Annotated in this window: 9 protein-coding genes and 1 pseudogene; 1 reads left to right on the top strand and 9 read right to left on the bottom strand. The window is 59.5% G+C overall.

From position 1 onward, the window contains the following. Positions 1 to 97 precede the first annotated feature (97 nt). The 7 genes and pseudogenes from JOE56_RS08270 to JOE56_RS08245 form a co-directional block, all read right to left on the bottom strand. A complete protein-coding gene (locus JOE56_RS08270) occupies positions 98 to 3,244 on the bottom strand; it encodes a G5 domain-containing protein (protein WP_338028673.1) in 3,147 nt (1,048 codons plus the stop codon). 216 nt (positions 3,245 to 3,460) lie between these two features. Next, positions 3,461 to 5,106: pseudogene (locus tag JOE56_RS11650) on the bottom strand (adhesin domain containing protein); the annotation flags it as partial. A 383-nt stretch (positions 5,107 to 5,489) separates the two neighbouring features. Continuing rightward, positions 5,490 to 6,968: an Asp-tRNA(Asn)/Glu-tRNA(Gln) amidotransferase subunit GatB gene (gatB, locus tag JOE56_RS08265; RefSeq protein ID WP_204515603.1), complete on the bottom strand. Its 1,479-nt coding sequence runs from the start codon at positions 6,966 to 6,968 to the stop codon at positions 5,490 to 5,492. A gap of 9 nt (positions 6,969 to 6,977) precedes the next feature. Continuing rightward, positions 6,978 to 8,480 (bottom strand): Asp-tRNA(Asn)/Glu-tRNA(Gln) amidotransferase subunit GatA, encoded by a 1,503-nt coding sequence (gene gatA, locus JOE56_RS08260; RefSeq protein WP_204515602.1) that lies wholly within the window; start codon positions 8,478 to 8,480, stop codon positions 6,978 to 6,980. A gap of 3 nt (positions 8,481 to 8,483) precedes the next feature. Next, positions 8,484 to 8,789, bottom strand: coding sequence for an Asp-tRNA(Asn)/Glu-tRNA(Gln) amidotransferase subunit GatC (gene gatC / locus JOE56_RS08255; protein ID WP_204515601.1), 306 nt, complete (start codon positions 8,787 to 8,789; stop codon positions 8,484 to 8,486). A 47-nt stretch (positions 8,790 to 8,836) separates the two neighbouring features. Further along, entirely contained in the window at positions 8,837 to 9,661 is an 825-nt protein-coding gene (locus JOE56_RS08250; RefSeq protein ID WP_204515600.1) for a TatD family hydrolase, read from the bottom strand. Next, the gene (locus JOE56_RS08245; protein ID WP_204515599.1) at positions 9,658 to 10,437 is read right to left on the bottom strand and encodes a tRNA threonylcarbamoyladenosine dehydratase; all 780 of its coding nucleotides are present in this window, start codon (positions 10,435 to 10,437) and stop codon (positions 9,658 to 9,660) included. Before JOE56_RS08245 ends, JOE56_RS08250 begins: the two co-directional genes overlap by 4 nt. Positions 10,438 to 10,545: 108 nt before the next feature. Between JOE56_RS08245 and JOE56_RS08240 the strand changes: the two genes are divergently transcribed. Further along, on the top strand, positions 10,546 to 12,171 hold the full coding sequence (locus JOE56_RS08240) for a penicillin-binding transpeptidase domain-containing protein (RefSeq protein ID WP_204515598.1): 1,626 nt from the start codon (positions 10,546 to 10,548) through the stop codon (positions 12,169 to 12,171). A 4-nt stretch (positions 12,172 to 12,175) separates the two neighbouring features. Here JOE56_RS08240 and ligA read toward each other — a convergent pair whose 3' ends face one another. Further along, positions 12,176 to 14,398 (bottom strand): NAD-dependent DNA ligase LigA, encoded by a 2,223-nt coding sequence (ligA, locus tag JOE56_RS08235; RefSeq protein WP_204515597.1) that lies wholly within the window; start codon positions 14,396 to 14,398, stop codon positions 12,176 to 12,178. Further along, a complete protein-coding gene (locus tag JOE56_RS08230; protein ID WP_204515596.1) occupies positions 14,395 to 15,453 on the bottom strand; it encodes a hypothetical protein in 1,059 nt (352 codons plus the stop codon). The genes ligA and JOE56_RS08230 overlap by 4 nt, the downstream gene beginning before the upstream one ends. Positions 15,454 to 15,457 lie beyond the last annotated feature (4 nt).

Genomic DNA, 15,457 nt, shown 5'->3' with positions numbered 1-15,457 from the left:
CGAGGGAATGGAAAAGTGAGTGGTCCGGCGCAATCTTGCGCCGGACCACTCATTTTGTAGGCCAGTGCGAGGCCGCGACCCCGCTCAGTCAGAGCCGTTAGCTACGACGGTTCCTGCGGCTGGCCACTGTCAGTGCAATACCGGCACCGATCATGCCCAGACCCATGGCCACTGCCATAGCCACCTCGACACCAGTTCGAGGGAGCGGACCAGTCTTGCCGGAATCACCAGGCTCGCTGGAGTCCCCAGGCGTTCCGGGACCGTCGGAGTCGTCGCCAGGCTGTCCAGGCTTGCCCGGATCGTTTGGCTCGTCTGAAGGCGAGTCTCCAGGCTTACCAGGTTCACCAGGTTCTTCTGACGGTTCTTCCGACGGCTGTTCGGAAGGCTTGTCCGAAGGCTGCTCAGTTGGCTCTTCCGAAGGTTCGTCTGACGGCTTATCAGACGGTTCTTCAGTTGGCTCAGGACCAGGTTCTTCGGAAGGCTCATCCGTCGGATCCTGAGTTGGCTCCTCGCTCGGAGTTTCCGAAGGCTGTTCGGAAGGCTCTTTCGATGGCTTGTCAGACGGTTCCTCAGTTGGTTCTTCAGATGGCTTGTCCGAAGGCTGTTCTGAAGGCTCGTCTGACGGCTTGTCAGACGGTTCGTCCGTTGGCTCTTCGGTTGGCTCCTCGCTCGGAGTTCCCGAAGGCTGCTCGGATGGCTCATCCGTCGGATCCTGCGTAGGCTCCTCGCTTGGAGTTTCCGAAGGCTCCTCGGATGGCTCTTCCGTCGGATCCTGAGTTGGCTCCGGCGTCGGCTCCTCACTTGGAGTCTCCGAAGGCTGTTCGGAAGGCTCTTCCGATGGCTTGTCGGACGGTTCCTCAGTTGGCTTTTCAGTCGGTTCCTCACTTGGAGTCTCCGAGGGCTGCTCGGAAGGCTCATCCGTCGGATCCTGAGTTGGCTCCGGCGACGGCTCCTCACTTGGAGTCTCCGAAGGCTGTTCGGAAGGCTCGTCTGACGGTTTGTCAGACGGTTCGTCCGTTGGCTCCTCGGATGGCTCCTCACTCGGAGTTTCCGAAGGCTCCTCGGATGGCTCATCCGTCGGATCCTGAGTTGGCTCCGGCGTCGGCTCCTCAGTTGGCTCGTCGCAGTTGCACTTGGCACCCACGCGGATCTTGCGTGGTTGCGGATCCTTAATAACCTTCTCGGATACTTCTGGATCGCCTACTGGCTCGCCGTTCTTGAGCTTCCAGGTCTTGGTGATTTCCTTTTCACCGTAAACACCGGCCTGGTCCTCAACGACCTTTCCGACCTCGAGGTTCGGGTCGTACTCGATGATCGTGTCGTACGCAGTGTTCTCCGTGTGCTTGTCCGTCAGCTCAGTCTGGTGCTCCGTGGCAGGACCAACCTCGATGATCTGCTTAGTTGGCTTGCTGATCTCTTCAGTTGATTCGTCCTTGGAGATCTCACCGTTTTCGGCATTCACTTTGACGGTGTGCTTCACTTCACCCTGCTTGCCCTCTTGGACAACCTTTGTTTCACCAGGCTTCAGCTCAGGGTTGACGCGCACCTCGACTTCAAACGGGGTGTTCTCGGTCCACTCAACAGTCGTAGAGGCAGGCTTGCCCTTAGTACCGACCTTGACGATTCTCTTAACCGGTTCCGTCACACGCTCGGTCTCGGTCTTCGTGTCCGTGACCTCCGAGTTCACGATGGTCTGAGTCGTGGTCACCTTGTCCTTACCCAGCTCGCCTTCCTGGACAGTTTCCTGCCTTCCGGCTTCCAGGTTCTCGTCGAAGATGATCTCGGTTTCGAACGGCACGTCCTTTTCGTACGAGGTGGTGTGAGTGCCTTCAGTCTTGGTACCAACACGGATCTTCTCCGTTGTTGGTTCCTTGGTGCGCTCAGTCGTGACTTCCGGGTCGCCCGAAGGCTCGCCGTCGACGAGTTTCTGAGTAGAGGTCTCAACCTCGGTACCAAGTTCACCCTTCTGGTCGACAACCTTCTCACCGGCCGGCAGGTTGGGATCAAACTCAACCTCGGTCTCGAACGGAATCGGCTTTTCAGTCTTGGTCACCAGCTCATCAGCGCCCAGGCGCGGACCGTACTCAACGATGCGAGTGACGGGTTCCTTGGTGGTCTCTTCCTCTACTACCTCAGCCTTGTCACCCTCAGCAGTGAACTTAGCGGTATAGGTCTTCTCGCCGTTCTCACCTTCCTGAACAACCCTGGTTTCACCAGGCTTCAGGTCCGGGTTCTCGCGAACCTCGGTTGGGTACGGAATAGGAACCTTCCATGTGACTTCCTTGGCGCTCTTGGCAGGCTTCTTGCCGACGAGCACAACCTCGTTGACAGGCTCCTTGGTGCGTTCCCAGCTGCCGTCCTTGTTCTGCTTCTCCTCGCCCGGCTTGCCTTCGGTCTGGACCCGGTACTCACCGGCAGGGATGGTTTCGTCGTACTTGTACTCGACGTCGAAGGGCACCTCGCGCTTAGGCACATCGACGACGTTCACAACCGCTTTGGCCGTGTCCGTGGAACCGTCTTCATAGGTCACCGTGACAGTGACTTGGACCTGCGTACCCGGCTTGGCATCTGCTGGTGCGGTTGCGGTGACCTGGCCATTGTCGTCAATAGTGACGTTCCAGCCAGCAGGAATCTTGCCCAGCTTGTAGGGGTTATCCTTTGCTACGTTGACGTTGTCCGGCTTATCGATCGTCACCGGCAATGTTGCGGTGTCGCCCGGGTAGACCGTCTCTTCAGGGTATGTCGGATCTGCTTCCCAGTTGTTCGACAGCTTCACCACGGTGGTGACGGGCACCTCGGGACGCTCACCATTTGGCGTTTCTACCGTCACAGTAACGGTCTTCTTGTCACCAGGCTTGGCGTCTGCCGGTGGGGTGGAGGTAACGACACCGGTGTTCGGATCGATCTTGTACTTCCATCCGTCTACGTCCTGCTCAGTGATGGGAGAGCCGTCTTCGTTCTTGCCGAACGAAAACTTCGAGCCCTTCGGAGCGTCGGTAACGTTGTGGTTCACGGCTTGGTTCGGACCGGTGACCTGAATATCGTACTTCGGTGCAACATCGCCCTTCAGTACGACGACGGTGCCCTTCACCGGCTGCGGCTTGTCAGCGTTGTCGTAGTGGGCGAGCACCGGCACATTCAGGATGTAACCCTCAGGTGCAGTCTTGGGGATAGTCGTGGTGATCTCACCGGTGCTCTCGTCGATTTTGACGTTCCACGTACCACTGTCGTCGGTGACCGTCATCTCGGTCTTGCCGTCTTCGAAGGTGTAGCGCTTGGGGGCTTCGTCGGTTGTGTTGCCGCTCAAGCCACGCTCGGGGATCGTGGGCCTGAGGCTTACGCGTGCGTTGGGTTTGTTGGTCACCGTGTCGTAGGTCGGGATCTTGATGTCCACGATGGCTTGGAACTCGACCTCGATCTCATCGGTCGTCTGGTCCGGGTAGGTGGCCTTCACCTTCGGGGTGATGACAGTACCCGGTGCGACCGTGTCGTCAGCCTTCGCGGTGACCTTGCCGGTGTTATCGACTGTCACGGTCCAGCCGTCGGGCACAGTGGCGGGGTCAATTTCGTACTTTGCCGGGTTGACCGCCTTGTGGCCCTTCATGATGGGCTTAAGGCCAACCTGGGCGGTGATGTTTTCGTTGAGCTTTCCCTTCGAAAGGCCTGGGCGCACCAGGTCAGTGACCTGCGTGTTGTTCGGATCAACGACGACGAGTAGGTCGAGTACGTCAGTTGATCCGTTCGAGTACTCCACTGTGATTTTCGGGCGGGCAAAAGTGCCTGGGCGCGGGTTCTCTGGCGCCGTGACGGTCACATTGTGGTCATCGTCCATCTCGACAGTCCAGCCCTCGTAGACATAAGTCTCGTCGAGCTCGACCTTCGCCTCGAAGCCACCGTCACCCTTTTTCTTGGCCAGGTCCTTGATCAGGTCCGGGACCTGCTTGAAGGTCACCTTCTGTGGTTCGGTCGCAAGCGGACCCGTTTTGCTCTCCACACCAGAGATGATCTTGGCTTCGGTCTTGTCGTACTTCGGGGAGTGGTAGTCCGTGTCGTCCAGGGAGAACGACTTCGAGTCGATGACGTTTGGCTTGTTGTAACGGTCAAGCGCATTGGAGCTTTCAGACACAAAGCCGAAACCACCGTTTTCGTGCTCGACTGCAGCTTTGAGTTGATCCACAGTACGTGGCAGTGCGAGCACCGAGAAACTTACGTTCTTATCAGTCGCCAGGTCCGTACCACGGTAGTTTGGCCATTTGAAGTAAATGTCACCGTTTTCATCGACACGAAGTCGCTGTTCCCCACCAGAGGCCCGCGTGTTCGAGGTACCAATAAACTTGTGCTCACCGTCGTAGGCCTCAACGACCATACGATCGAGCGAATCGCCTGCCTCACCGTTCCAAAGGCCCGGGATATTGATGTGGCCGACCTTGGTTTCTTCACCTTCGACGATCACATGCTTTTCGAAGTCCTCCCACGACACCGTGATGGGAGCGCACTGGATGTTTTCGCTTGGCCACGGGTTCACGTAGGCCTGAAACTGAGTACTACCTCCCTCAGTAGCCCGAAGGCTCTGGGTTGTAACGTCCTTGGAGTATTCACCCTTCCAGGCGTAGCGCACCGGGCTATTTTTATCGGCTTCTGCATACTGCTTGACCTCAGCGTCGGTCATGTTGGCGAAGAGATTCAGATTCCTCTGACTACGAGACCCATCAATTTTAATGCTTTCGTCGGCTTTGTGAGTAACCGAAAGAGGCGGGTTGACAGGAAAGCCGTACCGACACCCATCGAGGGAACGGTGCCAGTGTTCAAGACGGTGCCAAGGTTTGCCGAGTTACTAAAGCTCCAGTCCGCGAATGTGCGGTCCTGCGAGTTATCAAATGCGAGGCTCACGCCCCACGTAGTTTTGGATGGGCTGGTAGCGCTCGGTTCCAGGTTTTGCCAACTAAAACCCGCCTGGGATCCACTAGAATCACCACTCGAAACAAGACACGTGCCTGCCGGGAGGTCAGACGCCTTCTGAGCGTCCTTCTCAATAGCGCCCGTGCCATCTGCTCCGCGGAGACCACCTTTGTACTCCGCGGCAACGGAAGCATGGTCATCGGTCATCAGGCAGGGGACAACCCCGAACGTTCCAACAGCAAGTGCTATAGCCGTCAAGCCGGCAATACGCGAGCGCGTTAACCGCTTCCACGTTGATCTGTTGTTCGAGGAGTCCATCCCTCAGTCCTTCCTAGAAAGTTTGAACAACACCAATGGGACGTTCGATCATTGCCCGTTGAGGTGGCATTCATGCAATGCACACACTTCATTAAGCGCCACAATTGTTTCACACATTCGGCTAGGCCTCTATACCCCCCCCGGTAACACACTGCACAAAGAACACCGCAAACACGGGCCCCGCGAACCTATCTGGTGACGGTTTTCACTCGCCGCACTCACCGTTTTCACAACGAAAAATGCCCCGCCACTGGGGCGGGGCATAACGTTCGTCATTGAATCTTAGACATGATCATCTCGCGTGCTTTACCTGCATCGGCTTGGCCACGTGTGGCCTTCATGATGGGCCCCATGAGCGCACCAATCGCCTGCATCTTGCCACCCTTGATCTTCTCAACCACATCAGGGTTGTCAGCGATCGCCTGATCAACGGCAGCTTCCAACGCTCCATCGTCTTCCACGATCTCCAGTCCGCGCGCTTCCATCACAGCAGCTGGGTTACCTTCACCGGCAATCACGCCTTCCAGCACTTTGCGCGCCAGCTTGTCATTGAGCTTGCCCTGCTTCACCAGATCGGCAAGCTCTGCCACCTGTTCCGGCGTCACCAGTTCCGTAGCATCGGACTCGGAAGCCTTCGCCTGGCGCGCAATCTCACCCATCCACCACTTACGGGCGTCCCCGGGCTTAGCGCCTGCCGCCACCGTGTCTTCAATCGCTTCAAGCAGACCAGCGTTGACAACGTCACGCATCTCCAGGTCGCTGAATCCCCACTCACCAATGAGGCGGCGGCGCTTAGCAGCCGGCAGCTCCGGCAACTCTTCACGCAACTGCTCAACCCACTCACGGGCAGGTGAGACAGGCACCAAATCAGGTTCAGGGAAGTAACGGTAGTCGTCAGCGTCAGATTTCACACGACCAGACGACGTTTCACCCGTGTCTTCGTGGAAGTGCCGAGTCTCCTGCAGCACTTTCTCCCCTGCCTCCAAGATGGTGGCTTGGCGTGCGATCTCAAACTTCACGGCCCGCTCAATCGACCTGAACGAATTCACGTTCTTCGTCTCGGTCCGGGTGCCCAACGGCGCGTTCGGGTTTTCACGCAACGACACGTTGATGTCGGCACGCACATTTCCTTGCTCCATGCGCGCTTCCGAAACACCCAACGCCTTGAAGATGTCCCGCAACGTGCGCACATACGCGGCTGCAACCTCGGGCGCCCGCTCCCCCGTACCCGTAATGGGCCGGGTCACGATCTCAACCAGGGGAACCCCAGCACGGTTGTAGTCCACGAGCGAGTAGTCCGCACCCTGGATGCGCCCTGAAGACCCACCCACGTGCGTGTTCTTCCCCGCATCTTCTTCCATGTGCGCGCGCTCAATGTCAACCGTCACCAGCTGACCGTCTTCCAGCTCGACTTCCAACGCGCCGTCAAATGCGATCGGCTCGTCATATTGCGAGGTCTGGAAGTTCTTCGCCAGGTCAGGGTAGAAGTAGTTCTTGCGCGCAAACCGGCACGTTTCAGCGATCTGGCACCCCAGCGCCAGCCCGATCTTAATCGCGTACTCCACACCCGTCTCGTTCACCACCGGCAACGCACCCGGCAAACCGAGCGACACCGGCGTGGTGTTCTCGTTGGGCCCGCCACCAAACGTGTTGGGGGCAGCGTCAAACATTTTTGTCACGGTTCCCAGTTCCACGTGGACTTCGATTCCAAGAACTGGGTCGTACTTCTTAATTGCGTCTTCGTACTTCAATTCGTGTCCTTAGAGCTGAGGAATCTGGTCCAGGATAGGGCCGCCGAGGTGTCCGTTGAGTTCCGCTTCGAACGCCCCTCCGACTGTGTACAGGCGAGCGTCTTCACGGGCAGGTGCAAGCAGTTGCAGCCCGGTAGGTAGGCCGTCAGACAGACCCGAAGGCAGGCTCATGCCCGGGATTCCGGCGAGGTTTGCTGGGATTGTGGAGATGTCACCCATGTAGAGGGCCATGGGGTCGGCGTCGTTTTCGGTTCCAAACGGCAACGCTGTGGTGGGCGCGGTGGGCGAAACGAGCACGTCGACCTTGTCGAACGCGGCCGCGAAGTCGCGCTGCACCAGCGTGCGCACCTTCTGCGCCGAACCATAGTACGCGTCGTAGTACCCGGCGGACAGCGCGTAGGTTCCCAAGAGAATACGACGCTTCACTTCCTTACCGAACCCGGCTGCACGCGTGGCTGCCATCACGGTTTCAGCGGTGACCGGACCTTCCGACGGTTCAACCCGCAACCCATAACGCATACCGTCATAACGCGCCAAGTTCGATGACACCTCGGACGGCATGATGAGGTAGTACGCCTCAACCGCGTACCCGATGGACGGAATGTCCACCTCAACGATTTCCGCCCCGGCCTTCTGCGCCAGTTCGAGCGCTTCGTTGAACCGCGCGATCACACCGGCGTCCCAACCTTCGCCCTGAAGCTGGCGGATAACACCCAGCTTCTTGCCCTTGAGCCCTTCTTGTGCGCCCGCGTGAGCGGCTGCGGTGAAGTCGGGGACTTCGTCGGTGAGCGATGTGGAGTCGTGGCGGTCGTGCCCAGCCAGGATCTGGTGCAAGGCAGCAGCGTCTTCGACCGTGCGAGCCAACGGGCCCACCTGGTCAAGCGAGCTGGCCATGGCGATAATCCCGTACCGGGAAACCGAACCGTACGTGGGCTTGACTCCCACCAGGCCGTTGAACGCTGCCGGCTGACGGATAGACCCACCCGTGTCGGTTCCTACCGACAGCGGGGCTTCAAATGCCGCGACCGAGGCGGCCGCACCTCCCGAGGACCCGCCCGGTGTGCGTGTGGTGTCCCACGGGTTCGTGGTGTTGCCAAATGCCGAGTGTTCCGTTGTGGCACCCATGGCGAATTCGTCGAGGTTGGTCTTACCCAGCAGCGGAAGCCCAGCTTCCTGCACCTTCTGGTACACGGTGGCGTCATAGGGTGGCACCCAGTTTTCCAGCATCTTGGATGCGGCGGTGGTGCGGATCCCTTGGGTCACCACCAGGTCTTTGAGCGCAACAGGCACACCGGCGAACGGGTGCAGGGTCTCCCCTGCCGCACGCTTGCGGTCAACGTCAGCGGCTGTCGCCAAAGCCGCGTCAGCTGTTGTGGTGATGAACGCGTTGATGGTGGGTTCAACCGATTCGATGCGGTCCAGGTGCGCGCGCGTGACCTCGGTGGAGGTGAAGTCGCCTGCGCGCAGGCCCTGTGCCAGTTCCGTCGCGGTCTTGCGGGTCAGGTCAGTCATTGTTTAGTCCTCCCCCAAGATCTGCGGAACCAGGAACTTGTTGTCTTCGTCCGCCGGCGCACCGGACAGAGCCTGCTCTGCTGTGAGCTGGTCGGCCACGGTGTCAGGGCGCATGACGTTGGTGAGAGGAATGGGGTGACTGGTGGCTGGAATGTCGTCTGTTGCCACTTCCGACACCTTTGCCACGCTTGAAAGGATCTGTCCCAAATCACTGGAAACTTGTTCGAGTTCTTCCTGGCTCATTGCGATTCGTGCCAGGTTGCCCAGGTGTTCAACCTGTTCGAGTGTGATTGCGGATTTCTCCGACATCGTCACCCCTTCGTCTGTGTGCATCAACTTCGTTGCTCAGTGTAGTACTAACTGCCCGCGGGGCATGCGCCGTACAGCTGTTGAGCAGTGCGCATGATGCTGGCGGCGAGTTCGTCCGGGTCCTGGTGGCGCAGGGTGGCGAGCCTGTTCACCGTCGCGTTCAGCGTTTCGATGAGTTCGCGTGCGTGGGTCTTCCCGAGGTCGCCGCGTTCGTTGCTCTCCGGCAAGTCGGTTTCTAACAGCAGTCTGTCTAATGGCACTTGTGTGACGTAGGTGCGTCCGCGTTTAGTGGCGAGCATCGCCGGATTGACGGAAATGTAGCAGCCTTGCTTAATGAGGCGGGTGAGTTCGTCGCTGGAGCCGCCAAAGCGGTGGAAGATGGGCACCATGCCCGAGGTGTCCGTCGCCTCCAGCGCGTCACACACCTGGCTCGCGCTGCGGACAGCGTGGATCGATAAGACGTACGGGCCGTCCGTCCGTTGGGAGCTGAGGATGTCCAGAATACTGCGGAACACCTCGGCCTGGGTTTCAGCCGGCACCTGCTGAAGGCGACGCGGAAAATAATCCAACCCCACTTCCCCCACAAACCGGGTCCGCGTGAGCGCATGGGCAAAAATGTCCAGTTCGCGTTGGTAGTCCCGCCCGATATTCCACGGGTGAAAACCCACGGACAACCGCGGGCTACTGGGGCTACCGGAACTACTGGCTTCGACCCTGCGTTTCTCTTCCGACTCAAGCGCGAGAAAGCCAGACGGGGTGAGCGTCTGCGCCACGACCTCCACGCCCGCCTCGGCAATTTCATTCAGGAACACGGTCCGTGCTTGGGGCGGGAGGAAGTCGTAGTGGTAGTGGGTGTCGAGCAGGGTGGTCATGACTCCGTTGGCGGTTGGCTGGCATCTGCCGGTCCGCCGATGCGCGGGGCGAGCGGGGTTTCTTCGAGGCCAACCAGCCGGCGGATCACTTTCCCTGCCAACATTTGCCCCATGATGGGCGGGAAGTAACTCATGGTGCCCACGGTTTCAGCCTTGGTGCCGCTGCCTTTGTCCTCAATGTGGACGGGCACTTCTGACGAGTACAGAACTTCCAGCCCGCGGATCCGGCGACGAATGCACACTTGGCGGATCACTTTTGCCAGCGGGCAGTACTGGGTCTTGTTAACTTTTGCGAACTTCAGGTACGACGGGTCCAGTTTGTTTCCGCCACCCATTGAGGACACCAAGTGGATACGGTTTTCTGCGCACCACTGCGCGATTTCGATCTTCCCGGTGACGTCGTCAATACAGTCGATGACATAATCCGGGCGAGGCAGCTCAGCGAAAACCTCACTCAGGTTTTCCCGGTTGAGGGACACGTTGCGGGCGTAGGTGGTGCAGTCCGGGTTGATGTCAGCGACCATCGCTTCCATGACCTGAGCTTTGACTTTCCCTACCGTGGACACGAATGCCAGGGCTTGCCGGTTGATGTTGCTTTCCTCAATGACATCGCGGTCAATAAGAATGAGGGTCCCAACTCCGCCTCGCGCTAGGGCCTCCGCGCAGCTGGACCCCACTCCCCCGAGTCCCGTCACCATCACGGTGGCACCTGCGAGTTTTTCCAGGCCTTCATCGCCCAGGATGAGTTTGAGTCGCGCAAAGCGTTGGTGGGTCATGTGGTTGCTTCTACCCTTGTCGCCGGTCGGTTCTTCACAGGTCTAGCGCAGTGTGCGCCTCAACTAGGATAGTGCCCATGTACCGGGACCAGAACACATGAGCACACGATGAACCGACGGCAGTTTCGTATCGCCTTAGCGCTTGGACTGTGTGTGGGAGTTGCTTTGGCACTTGTGGTCCCCCTGTTTGTCAACACGCCCCGCGCCGCGGTCAACAATGCGATCGAGGACCTCATGTCGGGCACGGTCACACACGAATGGGCGAACCGCTCACCGGGTGATTCGCTCGAGTCCGCGGGCTTGGTCGAAGGCCTGGGCGTAACACCGCGCATTCAGTTTGACTCCACACGCCGCGATGGCGATGTGGCACACGCACAACTGTTGTGGACGTGGGATTTTGCCCAACCGATCACGCCGTGGAAATACCGCACGCGCATCACGGTGAAGCGTGTGGGACTGAAGTGGAAGCCCGTTGCGGAAGATTCCCTGGTTGCACCCGGTCTAAACCTGGGTGATCGGGTGCGCGTGCGGTCACTTGTCGCTGCACGCGGTGCCATCCGAGGTGCGGGCGGGATTGCGCTCATGCAGGAGTCCCGTGTTGTCAATGTGGGGATTGAGCCAAGGCGGGTCACCGACGTTAAGAAACTTGTGTCTGAGCTCCGGTCGATTCTGGACCTTGAGTTGAAGGCACTCGAAAAGCGTGTCGAATCCGCGCCTGAGGATCAGTATCTGCACGTCTCGGCTCTCAGGCAGGAAGACTACAACCGTTTAGAAAAGACTCTCCGGCCCATTCCTGGCGTTGTGTTTAGGAAAGGACGCCAACCGATCACGGTCGAAGCAAACTTTGCCACAGAAACCTTGGGAACCGTGGGCCCGGCGACAGCAGAAGACATTGAGAAACTAACCGGAACGCGTGAAGGCGATACCGTGGGGAAGTCAGGTATTCAAAGGGCGTACAACTCGAAGCTCAGTGGCACCCGCGGGTTTGCAGTTGAACGGATTCCTGCCGACGCTGGGGAGTTCGATCCTCCCCATGAACTCACCACCATTCAGAGCGAACCCGGTTCGGACGTGACCACCACACTCGATGTGCGCACGCAAAACGTAGCGCAGGACGTGCTGAGCTCATCTGACTCACCCGCTTCGCTCGTTGCGATCCGACCCAGCGACGGGCACGTGCTCGCGGTAGCCAACCATGACCCCGCCGGCGCTGTACCAAACCGTGCGCTCTATGGCCAGTATGCACCGGGGGCCACGTTCACATGTGTGACGGAGTACGCCCTGGCAAAGGACGGCGTGCTCGATTCGCACACGCTTGCTGACTCAGCCAAGGCGTTGGGATTTACGTCCTCATTAAATGGTTTGGACGCGGCCAAAGGGCAGGTTCCTCTCATCGACTCGCCCGAAGCGCGACAGGAAGCGTCACGCGGTCAGGGTGAGGTGCTGGCCAGCCCGCTAAATATGGCCACTGTAGCCGCCTCTATCGCTGCCGGACACACGGTTTCACCCGTTCTGGTCACCGAGGACGCCCCGAACGAATCGGCCACTCCCCTGGACTCGCAGGCTGTAAAGGACGTGCGGAACACCATGCGCGAGGCGTTTACGGACGACACCGCGAGCCAGTGGTTCACCGGCTATGACGGCGATCTTGCGATTTCGTTGTTCGTTGAAGATAGCAACGCCACGTCAGCCGTTCCGATTGCAAAGGATTTCTTCGCCCAAATGGCGAAGTGATGATCTACGCAGGCGCCTCACCGGTGGCCAACAACTGCTGGAACTGTTCTTCGTTGAGCACGGGCACCCCCAAGTCTTGTGCCTTGGTGAGTTTGGACCCGGCGTTTTCACCTGCAACAACATAGGCGGTCTTCTTGGACACGGAACTCGACGCTTTTCCACCCGCACCCACGATCGCTTCTTTAATGCCGTCACGCGTGAAGTTTTCGAGCGAACCGGTCGCAACGATCGTGAGCCCTTCAAGCGTTTGCGGCTGTGTAGATTCTTCTACCGGCTCATCTGCCATGCGCACCCCGGCTTTGGCCCACGAGTCGACAATGTGCGCGTGCCACTCTTCTGCGAACCAATCGACCACACTCTGCGCGATCGTCTCACCCACACCTTCAACTTCCAGAAGGTCCTCAACAGTTGCGTTGCGTACCGCGTCCATAGAACGAAAGTACGCCGCAATGTCTCGTGCCGCGGTAGGCCCCACGTGCCTAATGGACAGCGCAACCAGCACCCTCCACAACGGTTGGCCTTTAGCCTTCTCAATTTCGTCAAGCATCGCCAGGGTGTTGGCCCGCGGCTGTGACGGCTTCTTCACCTGGCCCTTTTTCTCACCGGACGCGTACAGTTCTTCCTTGGTGAAGAAGTACTTAACGCGCTCAATTTCGCCGGTGGGCACACCGTTCTTTTTCACTTCGCGCTCAATTTCAACCTCGCCGAGGTCGTCCACAGTGAGGTCGAAAAGGCCGGCTTCGGACTTCAACGGGGGTTCTCCCAGGGGCTGGGTGAGTGCGAGTGAGGCTTCTTCACCCAGCAGCTCAATGTCCAGGGCTGCACGTGAGGCGAGATATGCCAAGCGGTTAGCTACCTGTGCGGGACACGTTTCTGAGTTTGGGCACCGGAGGTCCTTGTCGCCTTCTTTTTGCTCGTACAGTTCTGCCCCGCAGTCCGGGCAGTGCGTGGGCATGACGAAGGCGCGTTCAGATCCGTCGCGGTTGGCAGTCACCGGGCCTAACACCTCGGGAATGACGTCACCGGCTTTCCGAATCACCACGTCGTCACCGATCAACACACCTTTGCGCTTGACCTCATGAGCGTTGTGCAAAGTGGCGCGCGAAACCGTGGAGCCAGCAACCAGAACAGGCTCCATGACGGCAAAAGGCGTGACGCGGCCGGTGCGGCCCACCTGAACCCGAATGTCGAGCAGTTTGGTGGTGACCTCTTCCGGCGGGTACTTGTACGCGCACGCCCAGCGGGGTGCCCGTGATGTGTAACCCAGCTCTTCCTGCAGGGCGATGTTGTCGACCTTGACCACGATCCCGTCAATTTCGTGCAAGAGTTCGTGGCGGCGTTCACCGAATTCGGTGATGTAGGCGTGGACATCATCTTGGGTGGTGCAGACCCGGTAGTACGGGCTGATGGGCATACCCCAGTCACGCAGCAGGTCATACACCTGGGACTGCTGTGTGGGTTCCTGCGCACCCGCATCACCCGACTGCCACGCGGCAATCCCGTGGACCAGCATGTGCAGTGGCCGTTGAGCGGTGACGTTGGGGTCCTTTTGGCGCAGAGACCCAGCCGCAGCGTTACGGGGGTTGGCGAACGGTGGTTTGCCCTGTTCGACAAGGCTCGCGTTGAGGTCGGCGAACTTGTCGCTGGGGAAGAACACTTCACCGCGAATTTCTACGCGCGCTGGTGGGTTCGTGGCGTTGAGCGTGGTTGGAATGTCCTCAATGGTGCGCACGTTCGCGGTGATGTCTTCACCGGTGTATCCGTCGCCTCGGGTTGCTGCACGCACCAACTGGCCGTTTTCGTAGAGCAGATTGCACGCCAAGCCGTCGATCTTCACTTCGCCTAGGAACGGTGTACCAGCCGGAACGGACTTTGCGACGCGCTCAAACCACTGGTCGAGTTCTTCAACGCTGAAGACGTCTTCCAGGGAGTACATGCGTGCCACGTGTTGCACGGGCGCGAACGCTTCTGTGTCCGCATAGCCACCCACTTTTTGGGTGGGTGAATCGTCCCTGGCGAGCTCAGGGTAAGCGCTCTCTAACTCCTCAAGTGTGTGAACCAGCTCGTCGAACTCTTTATCGGAGATCTTGGGGGCGTCGTGAACGTAATAAGCTTCGCGGTGCTCTTCAATCTGAGCGGCAAGTTCCACGGCTAGCTTTTGGCGTTCAGCCGGTTCAAGCTCAGATGGGTCTGCGGAAAGCACACGCGAAATGTCTGTCTGTGTCATTCGATCTCCTTGAGTGCCTCACTCAACCGGGCAGCGAGCGCATATCCACCTCGCCCGTTCGTATCCGTCGCCTCCTGCGGGAGGAGCGGCGGAATGTCTGTGGGGAACCCGTAACCGGCCACAATCCCAAGCTTAGCCAAGGACACGCTACTCATTCCGGTTCGAAGCCACGGTTCACGAATCGTGGCCACCCACCGCTTCACCCGGTCAGGCTGCTCCCCAGCCGAACCGGGCAGACTGAGCCACACTTCGGCTCCGGTATCTGCCGCCTCGGCGAGATTTTCCCACCGGCGTGGGTCCGCGCCCGGCAGCGGAACCACAACACCGCTTGCCCCCGCTTCACGCGCCAACTGGAGGTGTGGTATCCGCTTCCCGGCGATCGCCACGCTGCTCAGCGCCGGGAGCGCAAGGAGCGGGTCGTCGCCTGCGCGCTTGAGGAACGAACCAAGCGCGGCGGTGACGAACTGGTCAGGCAATGCGGGTAATGATCGGTAGCCGGAAACCGTGGGTACGGTGCCGGTTAGGATCGGATCCAGTGCGCGTTCAACAACCATGATGCGTGGGGTTTGGCCCAGCGCGCGTTCCAGTGCGCTCATGTAGTCGGCCAGGCCAAAAGCATAGGACTGGATGACATCGCGGCGAGCACCCGAATCGCCCAGCACCCGGTTCCCGTCCGGTGTGGACAGGTTCCGCACTAGCGTCCACGGGCCAGGCACCGTGAGCATCATGCGGCCGTCAAAACCGGCACCGTATTCTTCGGCCGCTTCGACGGCTCGAGCCCGGCGAGAGCGAGCCCGGGATTCGTCTCGGCCGGCGCCTTTGGCTAGTCGCCACCCGTATGAGGTGAGGTCTACCGGCAGGCCATCGCACAGGGTCACGGCGAAGCCCATGAGGTCACACGCCCACCGTGTCCCGCCTACAGCGGGGGTGCTTGGGTACGGAACTGGCGGGTAGCCGGCAGCGAGTTCGCTGAACGCTGCCGAGGCGCCCTGTCGCGGGTCTTCGCCCGGCCACGCGCCCCAACCGGTCGCTAAGAGTTCGGTGTCATGAGGCACGCGA

Origin of the sequence: Brevibacterium paucivorans, from assembly GCF_016907735.1 — a bacterium.
GTDB lineage: Bacteria > Actinomycetota > Actinomycetes > Actinomycetales > Brevibacteriaceae > Brevibacterium > Brevibacterium paucivorans.
The sequence above is the reverse complement of the archived record's forward strand: the minus strand, read 5'-3'. Positions and strand labels throughout refer to the sequence as shown.

Coding starts and splice junctions, on each gene's coding strand:
- JOE56_RS08270 (WP_338028673.1), bottom strand. CDS start 3,244: ATGACGGTCACCGACGACAGTGGTACGTGGAACGTCAAAATCGACGAG.
- JOE56_RS08250 (WP_204515600.1), bottom strand. CDS start 9,661: ATGACCACCCTGCTCGACACCCACTACCACTACGACTTCCTCCCGCCC.
- gatC (WP_204515601.1), bottom strand. CDS start 8,789: ATGTCGGAGAAATCCGCAATCACACTCGAACAGGTTGAACACCTGGGC.
- ligA (WP_204515597.1), bottom strand. CDS start 14,398: ATGACACAGACAGACATTTCGCGTGTGCTTTCCGCAGACCCATCTGAG.
- JOE56_RS08245 (WP_204515599.1), bottom strand. CDS start 10,437: ATGACCCACCAACGCTTTGCGCGACTCAAACTCATCCTGGGCGATGAA.
- gatA (WP_204515602.1), bottom strand. CDS start 8,480: ATGACTGACCTGACCCGCAAGACCGCGACGGAACTGGCACAGGGCCTG.
- JOE56_RS08240 (WP_204515598.1), top strand. CDS start 10,546: ATGAACCGACGGCAGTTTCGTATCGCCTTAGCGCTTGGACTGTGTGTG.